Origin of the sequence: Rhizobium sp. SL86, assembly GCF_026672545.1 — a bacterium.
Classification (GTDB): domain Bacteria; phylum Pseudomonadota; class Alphaproteobacteria; order Rhizobiales; family Rhizobiaceae; genus Neorhizobium.
Map to the genome: position 1 here is coordinate 1,139,822 of NZ_JAPPRJ010000002.1, position 19,932 is coordinate 1,159,753.

General features: G+C 61.9%; 17 protein-coding genes. 10 read left to right on the top strand and 7 right to left on the bottom strand.

What is annotated here, in order from left to right:
* Window positions 1–184 precede the first annotated feature (184 nt).
* Window positions 185–928, top strand: coding sequence for a FadR/GntR family transcriptional regulator (locus tag OU993_RS17350; RefSeq protein WP_268159512.1), 744 nt, complete (start codon window positions 185–187; stop codon window positions 926–928).
* A 13-nt stretch (window positions 929–941) separates the two neighbouring features.
* Here the strand turns inward: OU993_RS17350 and OU993_RS17355 are convergent, their stop codons facing one another.
* Both OU993_RS17355 and OU993_RS17360 read right to left on the bottom strand, forming a co-directional pair.
* Window positions 942–1,727 carry a DUF7402 domain-containing protein gene (locus tag OU993_RS17355; RefSeq protein WP_268159514.1) on the bottom strand — a complete coding sequence of 262 codons (786 nt, stop codon included), beginning with the start codon at window positions 1,725–1,727 and terminating at the stop codon, window positions 942–944.
* Window positions 1,728–1,739: 12 nt separating this feature from the next.
* Window positions 1,740–3,533: a heparinase II/III domain-containing protein gene (locus OU993_RS17360; protein ID WP_442792978.1), complete on the bottom strand. Its 1,794-nt coding sequence runs from the start codon at window positions 3,531–3,533 to the stop codon at window positions 1,740–1,742.
* A gap of 210 nt (window positions 3,534–3,743) precedes the next feature.
* On the opposite strand from OU993_RS17360, the gene OU993_RS17365 reads away from it, so the two are divergent.
* The 9 genes from OU993_RS17365 to OU993_RS17405 all read left to right on the top strand — a co-directional run bounded on the left by OU993_RS17365 (window position 3,744) and on the right by OU993_RS17405 (window position 14,509).
* On the top strand, window positions 3,744–4,694 hold the full coding sequence (locus OU993_RS17365) for a carbohydrate ABC transporter permease (RefSeq protein WP_442792979.1): 951 nt from the start codon (window positions 3,744–3,746) through the stop codon (window positions 4,692–4,694).
* Window positions 4,695–4,698: 4 nt separating this feature from the next.
* A complete protein-coding gene (locus tag OU993_RS17370) occupies window positions 4,699–5,535 on the top strand; it encodes a carbohydrate ABC transporter permease (protein ID WP_268159518.1) in 837 nt (278 codons plus the stop codon).
* 4 nt (window positions 5,536–5,539) lie between these two features.
* Window positions 5,540–6,712 carry a glycoside hydrolase family 88 protein gene (locus tag OU993_RS17375; RefSeq protein WP_268159520.1) on the top strand — a complete coding sequence of 391 codons (1,173 nt, stop codon included), beginning with the start codon at window positions 5,540–5,542 and terminating at the stop codon, window positions 6,710–6,712.
* A gap of 15 nt (window positions 6,713–6,727) precedes the next feature.
* Window positions 6,728–7,837, top strand: a complete 1,110-nt coding sequence (locus tag OU993_RS17380; RefSeq protein WP_268159522.1) for an ABC transporter ATP-binding protein — start codon at window positions 6,728–6,730, stop codon at window positions 7,835–7,837.
* Window positions 7,838–7,857: 20 nt separating this feature from the next.
* The gene (locus tag OU993_RS17385) at window positions 7,858–8,565 is read left to right on the top strand and encodes a DUF624 domain-containing protein (RefSeq protein WP_268159524.1); all 708 of its coding nucleotides are present in this window, start codon (window positions 7,858–7,860) and stop codon (window positions 8,563–8,565) included.
* Between the two features lie 59 nt (window positions 8,566–8,624).
* The gene (locus OU993_RS17390; protein ID WP_442792980.1) at window positions 8,625–9,905 is read left to right on the top strand and encodes an ABC transporter substrate-binding protein; all 1,281 of its coding nucleotides are present in this window, start codon (window positions 8,625–8,627) and stop codon (window positions 9,903–9,905) included.
* 71 nt (window positions 9,906–9,976) lie between these two features.
* Window positions 9,977–11,818 (top strand): DUF2264 domain-containing protein, encoded by a 1,842-nt coding sequence (locus OU993_RS17395; protein WP_268159525.1) that lies wholly within the window; start codon window positions 9,977–9,979, stop codon window positions 11,816–11,818.
* Window positions 11,819–11,825: 7 nt separating this feature from the next.
* A complete protein-coding gene (locus OU993_RS17400) occupies window positions 11,826–13,475 on the top strand; it encodes an acyltransferase (RefSeq protein WP_268159527.1) in 1,650 nt (549 codons plus the stop codon).
* A gap of 230 nt (window positions 13,476–13,705) precedes the next feature.
* Complete coding sequence (locus OU993_RS17405; RefSeq protein WP_268159528.1) at window positions 13,706–14,509, top strand: inositol monophosphatase family protein; 804 nt, start codon at window positions 13,706–13,708, stop codon at window positions 14,507–14,509.
* Between the two features lie 105 nt (window positions 14,510–14,614).
* Here OU993_RS17405 and OU993_RS17410 read toward each other — a convergent pair whose 3' ends face one another.
* From OU993_RS17410 to OU993_RS17430, 5 genes are read right to left on the bottom strand one after another with little or no spacing between them, the layout of a single operon-like run.
* Complete coding sequence (locus OU993_RS17410) at window positions 14,615–15,481, bottom strand: DUF296 domain-containing protein (protein WP_268159530.1); 867 nt, start codon at window positions 15,479–15,481, stop codon at window positions 14,615–14,617.
* Window positions 15,482–15,489: 8 nt separating this feature from the next.
* Entirely contained in the window at window positions 15,490–16,242 is a 753-nt protein-coding gene (locus OU993_RS17415) for an SDR family NAD(P)-dependent oxidoreductase (RefSeq protein WP_268159531.1), read from the bottom strand.
* Window positions 16,243–16,273: 31 nt separating this feature from the next.
* The gene (locus OU993_RS17420; RefSeq protein ID WP_268159532.1) at window positions 16,274–17,911 is read right to left on the bottom strand and encodes an acyl-CoA synthetase; all 1,638 of its coding nucleotides are present in this window, start codon (window positions 17,909–17,911) and stop codon (window positions 16,274–16,276) included.
* Window positions 17,908–19,077: an acetyl-CoA acetyltransferase gene (locus tag OU993_RS17425; protein ID WP_268159533.1), complete on the bottom strand. Its 1,170-nt coding sequence runs from the start codon at window positions 19,075–19,077 to the stop codon at window positions 17,908–17,910. Before OU993_RS17425 ends, OU993_RS17420 begins: the two co-directional genes overlap by 4 nt.
* A complete protein-coding gene (locus OU993_RS17430; RefSeq protein ID WP_268159535.1) occupies window positions 19,074–19,931 on the bottom strand; it encodes an IclR family transcriptional regulator in 858 nt (285 codons plus the stop codon). The genes OU993_RS17425 and OU993_RS17430 overlap by 4 nt, the downstream gene beginning before the upstream one ends.
* Between the last annotated feature and the right edge of the window lies 1 nt (window position 19,932).

Here is a 19,932-nt window from a genome sequence, read left to right on the forward strand (position 1 = left end):
AGACATTCCTCGTCGACGACGATTATGACCTCCGGGATCGATGGCGGGAAACCGCCACTGATCTAATCTCAAGTCATATGATCAATTCCGAACAATTCAGGCGAAAGGTTGAACAGAAGCGGAATTCGTCCTACTAATATCGGGTGCGCCGCCGTAGCGGCCGTCGGAAAGGCAGTGGGCGAACGTGGCAGGTCAGTCGAAAACGAATGCAAAAGGGAGCGTCTCCCTTGTGGCGCAAGTTCGAGAGCGCCTCCGGAGCGATATTCTCGGCGGACAATATGCGCCGGGCGATCGGCTGCCGAGCGAGATCGAACTGACCGAAGCCCACGGCGTCAGCCGTACGGTCATTCGCGAAGCGGTGACCGGGCTGCGTTACGACGGGCTGGTGGAGGTGCGCCAAGGCGCGGGTATCTTCGTGCTCAAACCGAAACTTGCGCCGAGTTCAGCACAAAAGCTCGACAGTGCTCGCATCTCCTCGGATCTGGAAGTGCTGGAAGTGCGCACGCCGCTGGAGATCGAGGCGGCCGGGCTTGCGGCGCTGCGCCGTTCCCCGGCCCAGGAGGAAGCGATCTTCGAATGTCATGCGCGGGTCCTGAAATGCATCGAGGCGGATCAATCGATCCGCGAGGCCGATCTGGCGCTGCATATGGCGATTGCCGCCGCAACGAACAATCCGCTGTTCACGCAGTTTCTCGAAACCCATAGCGCCTCGGCCATTCCGCAGTCGAAGATCGTCGCGGAGAACCGGACGGCAGAACAGACGGCCTATCGCCGCCTGATCCACAAGGAACACCAGGCGGTGGTGGTGGCGATTTCGGATGGCGACGAGAAAAGTGCGCGTGCCGCCATGCAGGATCACCTGCGCGGCAGCCAGATCCGCTATCGTGACCTCCTGCGCGACCTGCGCGGGCTGAACGCGGACGCCTGAGAAACGAGATGTTTCAGAGATCCCGCCCCCAGACTTCGATCTGGGTCAGGGCCGGATAGGGCGACGGATCATCCGCCTTTACCAGCGTGTGCAGCCGAAGCCATTCGATCTTTCGTTCGGCGAAAGCGAAGCGCTGTGCCGCACCGGATTTTTCGAGAGGAACACAGATCGTCTCGCCGTCCGAAAACGTCACGCTCGCCTTTTCCCACCAGGCGTCATGGGGAAAATCGGCCCTCAGATAAAGCGCCAGTTCGTCCACCAGCACCGGGCGCCCGAACTCCACCATCAACGCGGCGTCGGGATCGCGATTGATGCCCCAGCTGGTGAACGGCCAGGAACCGTGATCGAAACTCGCCTTCTCGCCGTCGATGGCATTTCGGGCAGCAAACTGGGCTTCGCCGCGGGTTTCCACATTCGCCACCGCACGCGGAAAAAGCGTCTGGTTTCCGTGCTGATCCAGCGGGTTGAGGGCGATGTTGCGTCGGGCCGCAATCTCGCAGGGCCGGGCACAACGGACATGCAGGCGGTGCAGCGGCCCGGTGAAGGCCTGCGGCGGATAGGGCATCCGTTTATCCGAAAACGGCACGACAAAACTGAACGTGGGACCGCTCAGATAGACAAGCGCAGGCATGACCGACGCATCGAGCGACAGGCTGACATGGCCGGGCGCGGACGCCGCAACGACAAGCCGATCCCCGTCCTCGTAGGAAAGTCGATGCACGAGGAACAGCTCGTGTTCGCCGTGGGCCTCAGCCTTCGTCTTGCCGGCTGCGTCCAATACCGTCAGGGACAGTTGCATGCTTTTCTCTTCCTAGGTGATCGTCAGTGTCAGGGCGGAGCCGGAAAACGGCAGAAGCAGGCGATAAATCCGCTCCGGCCAGCTTTGCCGCAATCGCGGATCAGCGATATCGAGGGGTTCCACGGTGATGGCGCCAGTACCATCCACCTGAATCGCCACCCCCTCGCCGAGCCGGATGAGACCCGCTTCGATATGCGGTTCGAAGAGTGTCATCAGCGAAAGCGTGGCGGGGCGGTCGCCATCATACTCGTCATGGATTTCGACCTGGCGGCCCCGCAACAGGCGAACCCTTCGCCGATAGCACCGGAGTTCCGCCTCTGCCGGATAGGCACCGGCGATATCGAGGGTGACCTCTGCGGCATCCGTGCCAAAATGCACGCGCATGGCGTCAGCCGCAAAACCTTCGCCATCCTGCTGCATCACGCCGTCGAAACTCGGCAGGTTGTGATAGGCGGACTGCATCGTCCAGATCTCGTAGCGGCGCGGAGAAAAGGTTTTTGCCGTGTAGGTTTCCACGCCGACATCAATGAGGATCGGCTGACCGTCCTTGTAAAGCGTCAGACTGCCGACATCATTGTGGTTGTGGCTTTCGCCGTTGTGACCACCCTTGACCGCCAGCGCAAATCGCTCGTCCCGCGCAATCGCAAGGCCAATCCCGGGAAAATGGTGGTCGGTGGCGACCGGCGGCTCGGCCTGCCGTTCCAGGATCTCCGAAACCGCGAGGATGGCCTGGACCCTGTACCAGAGGTTCCATTCGCCGGGCATCAGCCGGTTGTCGTCGCGCCGAACATCGGAAGTCGCCAGATCCATCAGCCTTTGCGAGCCGACGGGACGGCCGAACAGATATTCGCGGACGCCGCAAGGCGGAACGACCGCCGAGGAATCGGCAAAATTGAAGTAATAGTCGCCATCGACATGCATGTGGCAGATGAATTCCGCAACGTTGCGGATTTTCGGCTCGCTCCAGAGCGGCCTCACGAGCTCCGGCGCGACCTGATCGAGAACCGCCATCGCGCCGAACAGGCAAAGACCTGCATGGCGATAATAGACAACGCCCTCTTCGCAGGCTCCGTCTTCGGCATAATCCTTCAAAAAGGCGTCCAGGCTCTTCAGGGCCTTTGGCAGAACCGCCCGGCGCAGCGGCAAGGAGGTGGGCAGCGTGAACGCGCTCAACAGGACATTCTGGGTGATCCAGGCCGTCCAGTTGTTCATCCGCTCGTCACCATGGCCCATCCACCAGAAATGACGCACGAGATAGGGTTTGAAGATCCGCCGGTCGATCTCGCGCGCCACCCTTTGCGCCACGGCAGGGTCGATCGCATCAAGCCGGCTGCGCATCAGGTAAAGCGCAGTCGAGAGAATGGCCGCCGTCTCCGCCGCGAAGAGATCGATGACCGGGTCGTCCGGATCCGGCAGCGACTGCCGCTTGCCGCCGCGTTCATAGGCATTGTGGGCCGGCAGTTGCCAACCGCTTTCCTCGCAGATCAGCATGAGGCCGTCGATGATCGCATCAAGGAAGCGGCCCTGGCCTTCCACCCATTCGGCAAGCACAAGATCATTCAGCATCAGCCGGCGACGAAAATAGAGCGCCTCGAAACGCGAACGGTTGCCATTGATGCCGTATTCCCGATAATCAAAGGCCCGGATCTGCGGCCAGGCGGAAGAGGCTGCCGCTTCGCCCGCAGCAACCAGCTGTTCGGTGATCCAGCCCGCCTGCGGGAGTGAAACACCCATGGCGCCGGACAGTCGATCCGGCCTGAAATCTCCCAGAGGGCCTCGAAATTCGGCAATGCGCTCGGTAAACACGTCCTCTCCTCCGGCGTGACGATTGCGGTCCTATCATACCTATTTTCTCCAATCCAGCAAATTTGTCGGACTGCAGTATAAGTTGTTTGACCAATGACGCGGATATGCTATGCAGTCATCGGGAGACAGGGCGGCCGCCACGGCGGAGCGCTCTGCATTATGCAGCCATGCGAGGACTTCGGAACACCACCGAAGCCGGGAGGAAAGCTGGTGACGCTTGCCAATCCAGCTCTGTCAGACAACCGGACAGACGCCAAGACAAGACGGAAGGTGCGAGTCGTTACGCGACGCAGGCGGCGGATCGAGAACGCGCTGATCGCCTATTCCTTCATTGCGCCGAATTTTCTCGGATTCGCCGTCTTCACGCTCGGCCCGATCCTGTTCGCCTTTGCTCTGGCCTTCATGCATTGGGACGGCTCGAACCCGATCGAGTTTGCCGGCCTCGACAATTTCTGGCGGCTGTTCGAAGACCGCGCCTTCATCGACGCCTTCTGGAACACGATCGTCTATACGGCGGTGTCCGTTCCGCTGACGCTCGCCTGCGCGCTCGGTCTCGCCATCCTGCTGAACCAGAAGATTTTCGGCCGCGACTTTTTCCGCACGGCCATGTTCTTCCCGTATGTCGCCTCGCTGGTGGCCGTCGCAGTGGTCTGGAACATGGTGTTCAACCCCGAGATGGGGCCGGTCAACATGCTGCTCTACACGATCGGCATTCCGCCGGAAGATCTGCCCGGCTGGGCGGCCGACCGGCACTGGGCGATGGTCACCGTGATCCTGTTCGGCATCTGGAAGAGCATGGGTTACTACATGGTGATCTACCTCGCCGGCCTGCAGGGCATCAATTCGGAGCTTTACGAGGCGGCGGGCCTCGATGGTGCCAATGCCTGGCAAAAGTTCATCCACGTAACGCTGCCGCAGTTGGCACCCACCACCTTTTTCGTCACCGTGATGCTGACCATCCAGTCGTTCAAGGTGTTCGATCAGGTCTACATGATCACCCAGGGCGGGCCCGGAACGTCGACGCTCGTGCTTGTCTACCACATCTATAACGAGGCCTTCATTTCCTGGGATCTCGGTTACTCCAGCATGATCGCGCTCGTCCTTTTCCTTCTGGTCCTGGTCGTGACTGTCGTCCAGTTCCGCCGCCAGCGGGAGGATTGAGCCGATGAGAATTGCCGGAAAGAAGATCAAACCCGCGACGATTGCCGTTTATCTGACCGTCATCGTCGTCACCGTCATCATGCTGCTGCCGTTCGCCTGGATGCTGTCGGCCTCGCTGAAGCTCGACCGCGACGTCTTCGCCTTCCCGATCGAGTGGATCCCCGCGCAGCCGCGCTGGCAGAACTACGTGGACATCTGGACGAAGATCCCGCTGGCGCTGTTCATCTACAACACGTCGAAGCTCACGATCATCGTCACCCTGCTGCAGCTGCTGACCTCGAGTTTTGCGGCCTACGCCTTCGCCAAGCTGCACTTTCCCTACAAGAACACGCTGTTCCTCGGCTATATCGCGACGATCGCCATGCCCTGGCAGGTCTACATGGTCCCGCAGTTCCTGCTGATGCGCGAGTTCGGGCTGAACAACACGCACCTGGCGCTGATCTGCCTGCAGGCCTTCACCGCCTTCGGCGTGTTCCTGATGCGGCAGTTCTACATGTCGATCCCGACCGAACTCTGCGAAGCGGCGCGCATCGATGGCATGAACGAATACCAGATCTGGGCAAAGATCATGCTGCCCTTGTCGAAACCGGCGCTCTCGACCCTCACCATCTTTACCTTCGTCACCACCTGGAACGATTTCCTCGGGCCGATGATCTATCTGACGAAGACGGAGCTGAAGACCATCCAGATCGGGCTTCGCATGTTCATTTCGCAATATTCCGCCGAATACGGGCTGATCATGGCGGCTTCCGTCGTGGCGCTCATTCCCGTCCTCGTCGTCTTCCTGGCGCTGCAACGCTTCTTTGTCGAAGGTGTCGCTTCGTCGGGCCTGAAGGGTTGATGCCATGAATGCCGTGTCGAAACTCGCCCCGCAGCCGATCACCGATGATGAGGTGCAAGCGGCCCTCGACGTCGCCGTCGCGCAGGTGCGTCGAAACTTGCCGACCTTCACCTATTCGGCGCAGAACCATTCGAGCGTCGGCAATCTTTATCCGGCGGTTCCCAACGACCAGTGGACGGCGGGCTTCTGGCCGGGCGAGATCTGGCTGGCTTTCGAGCATACCGGCGAGAAGCTGTTCCGCTATGCGGCGCAGATCCAGGTGCAGAGTTTCCTGCATCGGATCGAACATCGCATCGAGACCGACCATCACGATATGGGCTTTCTCTATTCGCCCTCCTGCATCGCCGCCTGGAAACTGGTGGGCGATGAGGACGGGCGCAAGGCGGCACTGCTGGCGGCCGATCAATTGATCGAGCGTTACCAGCCGGTCGGCGGTTTCATTCAGGCCTGGGGCCGCAAGGGCAATCCGAACGAATACCGCTACATCATCGACTGCCTGCTGAACCTGCCGCTCCTCTACTGGGCGACGCGCGAAACCGGCGACGAAAAATACCGCGAGATCGCCCTCACCCATGCGCGAACCACGCTCGCCCATTCAGTTCGGCCCGACGACTCGACCTATCATACCTTCTATATGGACCCGGAAACGGGCGCGCCGGTGCGCGGTGCCACCAAGCAGGGTTACAGCGACGACAGTTTCTGGGCGCGCGGCCAGGCCTGGGGCATTGCCGGCATGGCATTGTCCTATCGTTACGAACGCCTGCCCGCCTATCGCGAGGCCTTCGAACGGCTGCTCGGCTTCTACCTGAACCGACTGCCTTCAGACCTCGTGCCCTATTGGGACCTCATCTTCACCGAAGGCTCCGACGAACCGCGCGACAGTTCGTCGGCCTCCATCGTCGCCTGTGGGCTCTTGGAAATGGCCGAACTGGTGGAGACGGACGACGCCGCGCGCTACCGCGACCTTGCCCGGCGGATGATGAAGAGCCTGACGGACCGCTACGCCGTGAAAGACCCGACCGTTTCCAACGGACTTGTGCTGCACGGCACCTATTCGAAGAAGACCCCGCACAACACCTGCCGCGGCGAAGGCGTCGATGAGTGCGTGTCCTGGGGGGATTATTATTACATGGAAGCCCTGACGCGCCTCTCGCGCAACTGGTCTTCCTACTGGTGATTGCGTGAGGACTTTATGGCCAGCATCTCGCTGAAAAAACTGAACAAGACCTTCGGCGCGCTGACCGTGGTGCACGATATCGACCTGGAGATCGCCGACAAGGAATTCATCATCCTGGTTGGGCCCTCCGGCTGCGGCAAATCCACGACGCTGCGCATGATCGCCGGCCTGGAAGAGATCTCCGGCGGCGAACTGATCATCGGTAACGACCTGATGAACGACGTGCCGTCCAAGGACCGCGACATTGCCATGGTCTTCCAGAACTATGCGCTCTATCCACATATGACGGTCTACAAGAACATGGCCTTCGGCCTGCAACTGCGCAAAGCCTCGCGCGAGATCATCGACGCCAAGGTGCAGGAAGCAGCCAAGATCCTCGACATCACGCATCTTTTGAACCGCAAGCCGAAGGCCTTGTCCGGCGGGCAACGCCAGCGCGTGGCGCTCGGCCGCGCCATGGTCCGCAATCCGGCCGTCTTCCTGCTCGACGAACCGCTCTCCAACCTGGATGCCAAGCTGCGCGGCACGATGCGCGCGGAAATCACCAAGCTGCACAAGCGCCTCGACGCCACCTTCATCTACGTAACACACGACCAGGTGGAGGCCATGACCATGGCCGACCGTATCGTCGTGATGAAGGACGGCCATATCCAGCAGGTGGATACGCCGCAGAACCTCTATGACCGGCCGGTCAATATGTTCGTCGCCGGTTTCATCGGTGCGCCGCAGATGAACCTTTTGCCGGCGACGATCCGCCGTGAGGACGGCCGCTTCCTCGCCGTTGTCGACGGCCAGGTTCTGCCACTGCCGCAGAGCTTCGACCAGAGCCGGATTGTGCCTTACGAGGGGCGTCCCGTCATGCTCGGCATCCGCCCGGAAAACTTCCATGAACTGACACCCGGCGACATCGACCCAGCCAATACCGGCGCCTTCAACGCTGTAGTGGAACTCGCCGAACCGATGGGCTCGGAAATCCACCTCAACCTGATTGCCGGCGAACGCTCGCTCATCGCCCGCGTCTCGCCGCGCTTCAGACCGCGGATCGGCGACGCAGTGACGCTGACCGCCGACATGACCAATGCGCAACTGTTCGACCCGACGACAGAACGGTCGATCCTCTATTAACCGGCTTGCGGAGACGCGCCATGCAGTGGCTGGAGGCATTCTGGACGAAGGAAGGAAAGGGCATCCCCAAGGATGCGCCGAAGAAGACCGGTCTTGCGCTGATCGCAGACATTCTCCGCCGCGAAGGGTGGGAACTGGTCAAGCTGAACCTTCTTTTTCTGCTGGCGAGCCTGCCTCTGGTGACGCTGCCGGCAGCTCTCTTCGGCATGGCACATGTCTGCCGGCTGATCGTCGCGGACCGTAATGTCTATCTGCTGCGGGATTTTCTGGAGGCGATGCGCGCCCATGCGTTGCGAGCAAGCCTCTGGGCGATCATCACCGCCGGTACCATCTCGGCCGGCGCCTATGCGATCATCACCTACGGTACCTATACACGGGATGCCCTGATCTACACCCTGCCGCTGACCGTCTGCCTGGTTGCCACCGTCTTCGTGGCCATTGCGAGCAGCTATTTCGTGATGGTGAGCGTCACGGGCCGCGGCTCCATCCGCACCGCGCTCCGGCAGGCAGCGCTCGCCGCGCTGATGCATCCTTTGCCTGCGCTGGCCTCGCTTGCCGTCGTCGCTTTGCTTTGGCTGGCGCATGTCCTCTTCTACCCCGTCTCCGTCTTCATGCCGGCGATGGTCAATTTTTCATTCGGAATGTTCGCCGTGGCGTTCGGCGCACAGGGGGCGGTGGTGCAGGTTCTCGCGCCGTCCGGGGAGGCTTTGCAGGACCGGGAAATTTGAAAGGGCAGCGCGACTTTTCGCGCATGCCATCAGAAACGTTCAAGGGAAGGAGAACGGATATGACACTGAACTACATGTCGAAGACCATTTTGGCCACAGCGGCCGGATTGACGATCACCGCTTCGCTGGGAGGCGCGGCCTTTGCACAATCGTCCGAGCCGGTGACGCTGAAATGGGCGCTCTGGGACTGGGACAAGGTGGCCTATTACAAGCCGCTGATTGAGGCCTATCAGGCCAAACATCCGAATGTAAAGTTCGAGCATGTGGACCTCGGTTCGCAGGACTACACGCAGATGATCGCTACCCAGCTGACGGGCGGCTCGAAGGATATCGACATCGTCACCATCAAGGACGTGCCGGGTTATGCGACGCTGGTAAAGGCCGGCAACATCACCGAACTCAACGGTTTCATCAAGGACGAGAAGATCGACGCGTCGGCCTATGGCGGCCTCATCGAGGCGATGACCATCGACAACAAGGTCTATGCGCTGCCGTTCCGTTCGGATTTCTGGGTCGTCTATTACAACAAGGATATTTTCGACAAGGCCGGCGTGCCCTACCCGACCAATGACATGACCTGGAAACAGTTCGATGCCATTGCCGAAAAGCTGAAGGGCGGTTTCGGCTCGAACAAGATCTATGGCGCCCTGCTGCACACCTGGCGCTCCACCGTTCAGCTTCCCGGCATTCAGGATGGCAAACAGACGCTGGTCGATGGCCAGTATGATTTCCTGAAACCGTGGTACGAGCGCGCACTGGCGCTGCAGAAGAGCGGGGCAATTCCCTCCTATGCTTCGCTGAAAACCTCCAACACGCATTATTCGGCGCTGTTCTTCAACGGCACGATCGGCATGCTGCCGATGGGCACCTGGTTCATCGGCACCCAGATCGCCAAGGTGAAGAGCGGTGAATCGAAGAGCGCCAACTGGGGCATCGTCAGCTTCCCGCATCCTGAGGGCGTTGCAGCCGGCACGACGGCGGCACAGCTCGCCGGTCTTTCGGTCAACGCTAATTCCGGCCACAAACAGGCAGCGCTCGACTTCATCAAGTTCGCCGCCGGTCCGGAAGGCGCCAAGATCATTGCCGCGACCGGAACCATCCCGGCCATCCGTTCCGACGATGTGGCCGCCAAGATCGCGGCGCTGCCCGGGTTCCCGCAGGATGAGGCAAGCCGGAAGGCGCTGAAGGCCGGCAAGTCCTACCTCGAAATGGCCGTGAACCCGAACGCAGCCAAGATCGAAGTGGTTCTGAACCGCGCCCATGATGCGATCATGACGGACAATGTCCCGATCGAGCAGGGTTTGAAGGACATGAACGACGGCGTGAAAGCCATCCGCTGACATTAGCCTATCTGGCCGCGCGGTTTCTCCGCGCGGCCGGTCTCATTTCATGACATTCACGAGTTCCAGCCATGTATGATCCCGCCCGCGCCAACCCGCTGAACGGTAACCCCCTGTTGACAAGGTCCGATCTGCAGAAGGCGCTGCTCGATCTGTTCCAGCCGCTGCTGCCCTATTTTTCCGAAGGCGGTGCGCGCGTGCGGCTGAGTGCTGCCGGTGCCATCTTCGACCATGCGGCGTCCGATCTCGAAGGGTTTGCCCGGCCGCTCTGGGGCATCGTTCCCTTTGCTGCCGGCGGCGGCGATTTTCCACACTGGGATCTCTACCGCAGGGGTCTCGCCAACGGGACCGATCCTGACCATCCGGAATACTGGGGCGATGTGACGGACCGCAACCAGCGCCTCGTGGAACTCGCCGCGATCGGTTTCGCGCTCGCGATGGTGCCCGAACATTTGTGGGATCCGCTGGATGCCGGGGCCAAGGAGCGCGTGGCGCGCTACCTGCTGGCAGCCCGGGAGCGGGACTACGTCGACAACAACTGGAAATTCTTCCGCGTGCTGGTCGATCTCGGCCTGGAGCGGATCGGCATCGCGTTCGACCGGGCGAAGACAGTTGCCTATCTCGACGAGTTGGAAGCTTTCGATATCGGCGACGGCTGGTATCGCGATGGACCGGTCAAGCGGGTCGATCACTACATTCCCTTCGCCATGCATTTTTATGGCCTCATCTATGCGGTTCTCGCCAAGGGCGATGAGGCGCGTTGCGAGCGCATCCGTGACAGAGCGAAACGCTTTGCCCCCGATATCCGCCACTGGTACGGGCCGGATGGGGCCTCGCTCGCCTTCGGCCGCAGCCAGACCTACCGGTTTGCCGCCGGCGGCTTCTGGGCAGCCCTTGCCTTTGCCGATCTCGACGCGCTGTCCTGGAGCGAGATCAAGGGCTATTACCTGCGCCATATTCGCTACTGGTCGCAACTTCCGATCGCCGATCGCGACGGCGTGCTTTCGGTCGGTTACGGTTATCCCAATCTGCTGATGAGCGAGAGCTACAATTCCGCCGGTTCGCCCTACTGGGCGCTGAAGTTCTTCCTGGCGCTGGCTCTGCCGGAGGATCACCCCTTCTGGCAGGCAGAGGAAATGCCTGCGCCCACCTTTGCGGAGGCCGTCTCGCTCGAAAAGCCCGGCATGGTGGCCATGCACACGTCCGGCAATATCGTCGTGCTGGCCTCCGGCCAGGAGCACGACAAGATGCGCGGTTCGCACGAAAAATACTCGAAATTCGCTTATTCGACCCGTTACGGTTTCAACATCGAAGCCAATGACCGGCATTTCGAGGCGGCAAGCTTCGACAACATGCTCGGCCTCTCTGACGACGGCGTGCATTTTCGCATGCGGGAGACGCTGGAGGAGGCGCTGATTGCCGATGACAGCCTCTATTCCCGTTGGAAGCCCTGGGCCGACGTGACGGTCGAAACCTGGCTGATCCCGGCCAATCCCTGGCATCTGCGTGTGCATCGCATCTCGACGCCCCGCCCGCTCCAGACCATGGAGGGTGGCTTCGCCATCGCGCGTGCGGATTTCAACAAGGACCGCGCCGAGGTGGCGCCGGACCGTGCCATCTGGTTTGGCCAGTCCGACACGAGCGCGATCGTGGATCTATCGGCTCAGCCGATCCGAAAGGGCCATGCGCAACTCGCGATCGCCAACACCAATCTCGTGCATGCGAAGACACTGGTTCCGCAACTGCGCGGCACAATCCCGATTGGTGTGACAACCCTCACCTCCGCCATCTGCGCCTTGCAGATGGAAGCGGGGGTGGCCTTTCTCGATACTGTTCCCACAGCGCCGGATCTCGCCGCGCTCGAAACCCTCTTCCGGCAGTCGGGGCGACGTGTTGCTGCCTTCGATCTTTAGGTGATCCATGCAGGATACAGACGACGGGGCCGCCATTGCCGAGCTTTTTCGCAGGCGGCTGAACATCCTCACCTGGGAACGAACGGCGGCAGATATCGAGGATCCCGCACATCAGGCGCGTCTACGGCGTTTGGAGACCTATGCCGGTGCAAGCTTCGGCCCGGACGTTTTTATTGCCGAAGAGGCCGAAATCCATACGAGCCGGCTGTCCGTCGGCCGCTCGTCCTGGATCGCCGGCCATTCCATCCTGCGGGGTGAAATCGAGCTTGGGGAGAACGTCTCGGTCAATCCCTACACCTGCATCTCGGGCCGGGTGCAGACGGGCAATGGCGTTCGCATCGCCTCGCATGTCAGCATTGTCGGCTTCAATCACGGCTTCGACGTCCTCGATACGCCGATCTTCCGCCAGCCTTTGACCTCCAAAGGCATCACCATCGAGGACGATGTCTGGATCGGCGCGAATGCTGTGGTGCTGGATGGTGTCCGGATTGGTCGCGGCGCGATCATTGCGGCGGGTGCCGTCGTCTCACAGGATATTCCCGCCTATGCCATTGCTGGCGGGGTGCCGGCACGGGTGTTGAAGTCGCGTCTGCCGGCCGCCTCGTCGCAGCGCGCCCTGGCGGAAAAGGCACTGACGGACCTGGATGCCATGGCAAGGCACGAGTGGCTGGATGTGATCGCCTCGTATCGATCGGGTGAAAGCTTCACCTCGCCCGACGCCAGCGGCCAACCCGTCACGACGCTCCGGCATCTCTGTGACGTGATCGAACTCTCCGCGGCATTCGGCGACCCCGATGCGGCGGGCGACAGGGAAAGACTGATCGCCAATCTCCAGTCCCTGCAGGATGAGGAAACCGGGCTCTTTCCCGAGCCCGGAACTGCTCCCCGATCGCCGTTGCGGGCCGATCCCACGGCGCTCTACAATCTGCTGGCCGTCACCTACGCGCTGGAATGCCTCGGCGCGGCACCGGTTCACCCCGTCCGGGCTGTCGAGGACCTCAACACCGGTGAACTTGTAACCTGGCTCGATGACCTGCCATGGCAAAGCCGTGCCTGGCACTGCGGCGCGACGGTCGATGCTATCGCGACCGGTCTCTACGTCAACCGCCGTTACTTCGCCGGCGGCGAAAACCGGCACGCCCTGTTCGGATGGCTGATCGCACGCTGCGACAGCCAGAGCGGCCTCTGGGGAGGCGCGACCGACGCGGAGGGCCTGCTGCAGCCGGTCAACGGTTTTTATCGCCTGACACGGGGTTCGTTTGCCCAGTTCGGGCTGTCGTTGCCCCATCCGCAGCAGGTGATTGACTCGGTGATCCGGAATTACCGCGAACATGGCGGTTTTTCCGGCAACACACTCACCGCCTGCAATCTGCTGGACACCGTGCATCCCCTCCTGCTCTGCCGGAAACAAACCTCGCACCGACAACGGGAAGCGGAAGAGATCGCGCAGGAAATCATCCTGAAATTCAGTCCGCTGTGGCAGACGGGGCGCGGATTTCCTTTCGCGCTCGGACACGCCCCCGGTCTACAGGGCGCGGAAATGGGGCTCTCGCTCCTCTGGTTGGCAGCCCGGCTGACCGGGTTGGAGGGCGCGCTCTCCTTCCAACCGCAAGGCATCCACCGGTTTGAACCAGCGCTTCCGGCTCTATCGCTTTGATCCGGCGATCTTGCGAGTGGAACAGCCAGTCCGGCATTGAGCCGGAGATAAAACCGCATTTCCGCGCTGGCATGTGGACGACGAGGTCGAAACCGATACCCGCACACTCTTTGTCATTGACCACGCAGCAGATCCTGCGCATTCCGCTGAGGCATGTCGCAACAGCGTTCAAGCCGCGCGGCACCGCCATCATCGCCGCTTGATCGAGCCTGCCGAAAAGGAACATGCACATGACTGCGAATGATACCGCGCTTGCTGCGCGCTTTGCACTTGCAAAAACCCTCGCCGCGGAAGCCGGGGCCATGGCGCTCGACTATTTCAATCGCCGCGACACACTGGTGATCGAGACAAAGCGAGACCTGCAGGACGTGGTGTCGATCGCCGACCGCAATGTCGAGATCTTTCTCAAGGAGCGTGTTGCTGAACTTTATGCCTCGGACGGTTTTCTGGGGGAGGAGTTCGGCCATCAGGAAGGTTCTTCCGGCTTCACCTGGGTGGTGGACCCGATCGATGGCACCGCACCCTTTGTCAACGGAATGCCGACCTGGTGCGTTTCCGTCGCGATCGTCAGGGACGGCGAGCCTGTCGTTGGTGTCATCCATGTGCCCTGCTCGAACGAGTTGTTCGCCGCAGCCAAGGGGTTCGGAGCAACGTTAAACGACAGGACACTTCGGCTGGATCCCTCCCGCACCCTCAAGAACGCGATGACGGGCATCGGCAGCAATTCCTATGTGACACCGGACCGGATCGGCAAGATCATTGCCAGCCTCATGAACAAGGGCGGCAATTTCATTCGCAACGGGTCGGGTGCCTTGATGCTCGCCTATGTCTCTGCCGGCCGCCTGGTAGGCTATTACGAGCCGTACATGCGCGCCTGGGATTGCATGGCGGGCTTCTGCCTCGTCACGGAAGCCGGCGGCGTGACCATGCCGTTTCCCGGCAGCGGCCCGGAATTTCTCGAGGGCCATCCTGTGCTGGCATCGAACGCCTCGTGTTACGAGGAACTGCTCGATATCCACGTCCAGAACGCGTGACCTGTGGGCAGAAACGAACAATCCTGCACGGCACGTCGATTGCAGCGCGCTTTCGGCTGAGCGTCAGTGACTGAGGCCATCCGGCACAGATTGGGCGACCTGCACCTAACTCGGGGCGACCAGCAGCAGTTCGGCGGTCACGCAGACGGGATTAAGCCCGCGTTTGAGGAGTCCCTGGCTGTGGCGCCCGGTCAGATCGACCATGGCGATATCGATGGCGGCCTCGTGTTGGCTGTTCTTCTGCAGGACCTTGCCGTCCTGGATGTAAAGTTCGCTCGCATGCGCCGTCAGTGTGGTGCCATCCTGATATTCCGCCCCAACGAGGCTGCCGATGCCGTGCACGCTCGCCTCGTGCAGGGAAAAGCTCCGGCAGATCTCCTCTGCCGCATGGCAGAGATCGGTATTGGGTCTGACGGTGGCCAGCATCGCGCGGGTGCCGCCGCCGTGCTGTGCCGCAGGTCGGGCCTCCGGATTAAACAGGGGGAAATTCGTCTCCGCATCCGGCCGGGTGACCAGAAGTGCACCGACGAGGGCGAGCGCTTCGACTGTCATCTCGTCGCGCAGTTCCGCCTCGAACGGCAGAAGGTGGCCCATGCCGATCCGGCCGTCCGCGTCCCGCCAGGTGCCATGGCAATGCAGGAAGGGCTTTCCGTCCCGCTCGCCGGCATGCAGGCCGGCATCCAGGATCACCGCATCATGCATGACATGGGTTTCGCTGTACCAGGCCGCATGACTGTCATCCGGTGCCGCGGCCGGCATGACATAATGCAGCCTGCGCATCGGCACATTTTTCAACCGCACATAACCGCCCTCAAAACCCTGGTCAGAGAAGGCGCGGGCGATCGCCCCATTGATGTCGCATCCGGAGGACAGCGTGAGGCTGACCGGCTGGACGTGGCAGGCGACGGCCCGAATGCGTTCCGGCGTCACGGGGCCGGGATGAACGATGTGGCGCGGCAGAGGCTGGGACATGACCGACATCATACGGCAAGACCTGCGGTGACGAAGCCGCCATCGACGGCCAGGATCTGTCCGTTGACGTAACTGGCATCCTCGGAGATCAAAAAGGCGATCGCACGCGCCACTTCCTCCGACGTGCCGTAGCGCTCCATCGGCACCCGGTGGAACCACTGGTTCCGGACGTTTTCGGTGTGCACCACACGCGTCAGTGGCGTGTCGATCGGGCCAGGTGCGACGGCATTGACGCGAATGCCGGCATGGCCGAGTTCATTGGCCATCACCAGCGTCATCAGGTTGACCCCGCCCTTGGAGGCGCCATAGGCGGTTCGGCCGCGATTGCCGCAGAGGCCTGAGACCGATGAGATGTTGACGATCGCACCCTTTGCTCCCGTCTCCAGCCAGTGCCGGGCGGCGGCGCGGGCCACGGCAAAACTGCCGATCAGATTGATGTCGAGAATCCGCCGGAACTCGGCCACGCTGGTTTCGACCGCAAGCTTGTCGGCACCGGTGCCAGCGCTGTTGACGATGGCGGCGAGCCTCGGTTCCGCCTTGAGGATCTGGCTCATCGCCTGTTCGACCGAAGCCTCGTCGGAGACATCACAGACGAGACCACAAGAGGAGGGAAGCGCAAGCGTGCGGCAGGCGTCCTCCAGCGCGTCGGCCTTCAGATCGAGAAGCCAGACATGCCAGCCGCGCTCTAGCAATACGTTTGCGGTAGCAAAACCGATGCCGGATGCGCCGCCGGTAATCGCCACGGCCCGTTTCGTGTCCATCGTGGTCTCTCCCTTCGCCTCGCCGCGACCATCAGGCCGGCTGCGTCTCGCCGAACACCGGCATCTCGCCACGCCGCTCCAGTTCCTCCCGGATCATCTTCTTGGTGATCTTGCCGTAGGCCGATTTCGGCATGGCATCCCAGAAGATGACGGCTTTTGGCAGTTTGTAGCGGGCGATCTTGTCATCCAGGAACGTTCTGAGATCGATGCTGTCGACCGCCACACCTGCACGCGCCACGCAGACGGCGATGCCGACTTCGCCCCAGACCGGATCCGGCACGCCGAGCACCGCCGTTTCGCTGATGTCTGGATGGCTGAGGATCTTCTCCTCGATCTCGCGCGGATAGATGTTCGAGCCGCCGGAGATGTACATGTCGGAGGCCCGCCCCGTGATGTAGATGAAGCCGTTTTCATCGCGGTGGCCTAGGTCACCCGTGCGAAACCAGCCGTCGCGAAACGCTTTCGCATTGGCCTCCGGGTTGTTGTAATAGCCGGCAAAAACGGCCGGACCGATGACGCAGATCTCGCCGGTGACGCCCGCATCCACCTCGCGCCCCGCCTCGTCCTGAATCTGCACCTCCATGCCGGTGCGGTCATACCCGCAGGTTCCGAGACGCGTCTGCGGGCCGTCCTCGTCGCTGTGCAGATCCGGCGGCAGAACGGTGATGTTGCCGGTCACTTCGCCGAGGCCGAAATATTGCACCAGAACCGGTCCCAGTTTTGCCAGCGCCCGTTTCTGGTCGGCGCGATACATCGGCGCGCCTGCGTAGATTACATAGCGCAGCGAGGAATGATCGAACCGGTCGACGGCCGGGTCCTCCACCAGCATCTTCAGGATCGTCGGCACCGTGAAGAGATTGGATACCTTCCAGCGCTCGATCACTTGCCAGACGGCGGCGACATCCAGCTTCTCCGCCGCCGGCAGGATGGTTTTCACCCCATGCGCCACCTGCACCAGCTGGTGCACACCTGCCCCATGCGAGAGCGGCGCGACAACGATCGAAGCATCCGCCGGCCCGGTGCCCGGCATCAGGTCACAGAGATGATTGGTGATGACGAAGGCCATCTGGCCATGCGTCAGTACGGCCGCCTTGGGGCGCCCGGTCGTGCCGGAGGTGAAAAAGAACCAGCACGGATCATCCCGGAAGATCGGCGGGCTTGCCGCCTTTTTACCGAGGTGCGCCTCCACGATCGCGTCATAGTCGGGACCGAAATCGGCAGCCCCGATAGCGATCGTGAAATCAAGGTTGGCGGCGCGACGGCAGGCATCGGCATGGCCGGCAAAACCTTGGTGGCAGATCATGCCGCGCGCACCACTCGCCTCCGCCAGATACGCCACCTCATCCGGCGACTGGCGAAAATTCGTCGGCACCCACACGGCGCCCACACGGAAACAGGCGAACATGGATTCGAACATCTGATTGTTGTTCGAGGACTGGACGAGGATACGATCGCCCTTGCGGACGCCGAACCGGCTGACCAGCGCATCCGCCATGGCATCGACGCGCGTCTCCATCTCCGCCCACGTCCACTGCTTCTCGCCCCAAACGAACCCTATCTCGTGCGGCAGGCGCCGCGCGGCCTGTGTGAGGAAATGCGACAGGTTCATCACCCGCGTCGTTGCGGGCAGAACGCCGCCGGACGGCGCGGTCCGTTCGCTGGCGCTCATCGTATGCGCTCCATGATCGATACGTAATTGGCAACCGCCGTTCCGCCCATGTTGAAGACCCCGGCGATTTCGGCCTTCGGCACCTGCATGTCGCCAGCCTCCCCGGCCAGCTGCATCGCTGCCATCACATGCATCGAAACCCCCGTTGCACCGATGGGATGCCCTTTCGCCTTCAACCCGCCGGATGGGTTGACCGGAAGCGAGCCAGACTTCGTCGTCACGCCGTCGCGGATGACATGCCGACCCTCGCCGGGTTTTGCCAGCCCCATGGCCTCGTATTCGATGAGCTCGGCGATGGTGAAGCAGTCATGCGTCTCGACGAAGGAGAGGTCACTCAGCGTGACACCCGCGAGATCGAGCGCGCCGGCCCAGGCGCGCCGTGCCCCTTCGAAGGCGAGAGGGTCACGCCGGCTGAGCGCCAGAATGTCGTTGACGTGTTTGCGTCCCCGAAAGCCGATCGCGCGTGAGAGTGTGGCCGCCATCTCTTCATCCGCCAGCACCAGGGCCGCCGCGCCGTCGGAGATCAGCGAACAATCGGTACGGCGAAGCGGCGCGGCGACGTAAGGGTTCTTGTCGGAGACAGTGTTGCAGAAATCAAAACCGAAATCCTTGCGCATATGGGCAAAGGGATTGGCGACGCCGTTTTCGTGGTTTTTTGCTGCGATCATCGCCAGCTCTTCCGAGCAATCGCCATACCGCTGGAAATAGGCCTGCGCGATGCGACCGAACTGTCCGGCAAAACCGCCGGGAATATCGCCTTCCTCTGCGCGGTAGCAGGCCGACAGCAGGATATCGCCCACCTCGGCGGTCGGAAGCGCCGTCATCTTCTCGGCGCCAACGACCAGCGCGATCCGGCCCCGCCCCGCCTCAATGAAGTCCATCGCGCTGTAGAGGGCTGCCGAGCCGGTTGCGCAGGCGTTCTCAAAACGCACGGCCGGCGTATAGGTCAGCCGCTCATCGCCCATGGCCACCAGCGCCGCCTGGAAATCCTGTTTCGAAAAGCCGTTGTTCATCACGCCGACGAAGATGCCGTCGATCTCCGTCGCGCCGATGCCGGCATGCTCCAGGGCGGGAGCGACGACGGAGGCCATCAGTTGCTCGGTATTTTCCAGGGCGGATTTGCCGAAGGGCGAATGAGCCCATCCCACGATCTGTGCCTTGCTCATCGGCTTGCTCTCCTCAATGATTTGCGTTGGTCGGGTTCGGCGCGCGACGGCGAGCGGCTCGCCATCATTTCACCGATACGCGCCTCGATACGATCCACCTCTTCGCGCAAGACGCCTGCGAGTTCCGGCTGGCGTTCAGGCCGCACGCGACTGTCGATCGCGGCGATGCTGAGCGCCCCGGCGATGCTTCCGTCCGGATTGCGGATGGCAACCCCAACGCCCCAGGAATTGGCAAGGATGAGGCCCGGATTGAGCGAAAAACCCTTGGCTCTCGTCTCCTCAACGCCGCGCCGCAGATCCTCTTCGTTGATCATCGGATATTTTGAAGCGATGACATCGGCATTGGCCGCCAGTACCTGGTCGATCTCCGGATCCGGCAGGGCGGAAAGCATGGCAAGAGAGCCTGCCCCGATGCCGAGCGGATGTTCGAAGCCGGCCTGCAGCGCATGGGTGCGCACCGGCCAGGTGCCCTCCTCGCGGTAAAGGCAGAGCGAAAACGTATCGCGGCGCACGGAGAGAAAACTTGAATCCTCGGTGCGGCGGGAGATCCGCCGCAAGCCGTCCTGCGCCATCTGCAAGAGGCCGAAACGGCGGGATGACAGCGTGCCCAGCACATAGGCCTCTTCGCCAAGGTAATAACGCCGTGTCCGTTCATCCTGGTCGACAAGGCCGGCCCGCATCAGGGCGAGCAAAAGCCGCCGCACCGTCGGTTTGTTAGAGCCACTCTGGACGACCAGATCGGTCAGGCCCGCGCCGCGCTCGGCATGTCGGCCAACCATGGATAACAGGGAGAGCGCCCGATCCACCGCACGGGCACCCTTCAGCTCTGCATCGTCCTTGCTGGGGGAGGTCATC

Coding starts and splice junctions, on each gene's coding strand:
- OU993_RS17355 (WP_268159514.1), bottom strand. CDS start 1,727: ATGCAACTGTCCCTGACGGTATTGGACGCAGCCGGCAAGACGAAGGCT.
- OU993_RS17370 (WP_268159518.1), top strand. CDS start 4,699: ATGAGAATTGCCGGAAAGAAGATCAAACCCGCGACGATTGCCGTTTAT.
- OU993_RS17375 (WP_268159520.1), top strand. CDS start 5,540: ATGAATGCCGTGTCGAAACTCGCCCCGCAGCCGATCACCGATGATGAG.
- OU993_RS17380 (WP_268159522.1), top strand. CDS start 6,728: ATGGCCAGCATCTCGCTGAAAAAACTGAACAAGACCTTCGGCGCGCTG.
- OU993_RS17385 (WP_268159524.1), top strand. CDS start 7,858: ATGCAGTGGCTGGAGGCATTCTGGACGAAGGAAGGAAAGGGCATCCCC.
- OU993_RS17390 (WP_442792980.1), top strand. CDS start 8,625: ATGACACTGAACTACATGTCGAAGACCATTTTGGCCACAGCGGCCGGA.
- OU993_RS17395 (WP_268159525.1), top strand. CDS start 9,977: ATGTATGATCCCGCCCGCGCCAACCCGCTGAACGGTAACCCCCTGTTG.
- OU993_RS17400 (WP_268159527.1), top strand. CDS start 11,826: ATGCAGGATACAGACGACGGGGCCGCCATTGCCGAGCTTTTTCGCAGG.
- OU993_RS17405 (WP_268159528.1), top strand. CDS start 13,706: ATGACTGCGAATGATACCGCGCTTGCTGCGCGCTTTGCACTTGCAAAA.
- OU993_RS17410 (WP_268159530.1), bottom strand. CDS start 15,481: ATGTCCCAGCCTCTGCCGCGCCACATCGTTCATCCCGGCCCCGTGACG.
- OU993_RS17415 (WP_268159531.1), bottom strand. CDS start 16,242: ATGGACACGAAACGGGCCGTGGCGATTACCGGCGGCGCATCCGGCATC.
- OU993_RS17420 (WP_268159532.1), bottom strand. CDS start 17,911: ATGAGCGCCAGCGAACGGACCGCGCCGTCCGGCGGCGTTCTGCCCGCA.
- OU993_RS17425 (WP_268159533.1), bottom strand. CDS start 19,077: ATGAGCAAGGCACAGATCGTGGGATGGGCTCATTCGCCCTTCGGCAAA.
- OU993_RS17430 (WP_268159535.1), bottom strand. CDS start 19,931: ATGACCTCCCCCAGCAAGGACGATGCAGAGCTGAAGGGTGCCCGTGCG.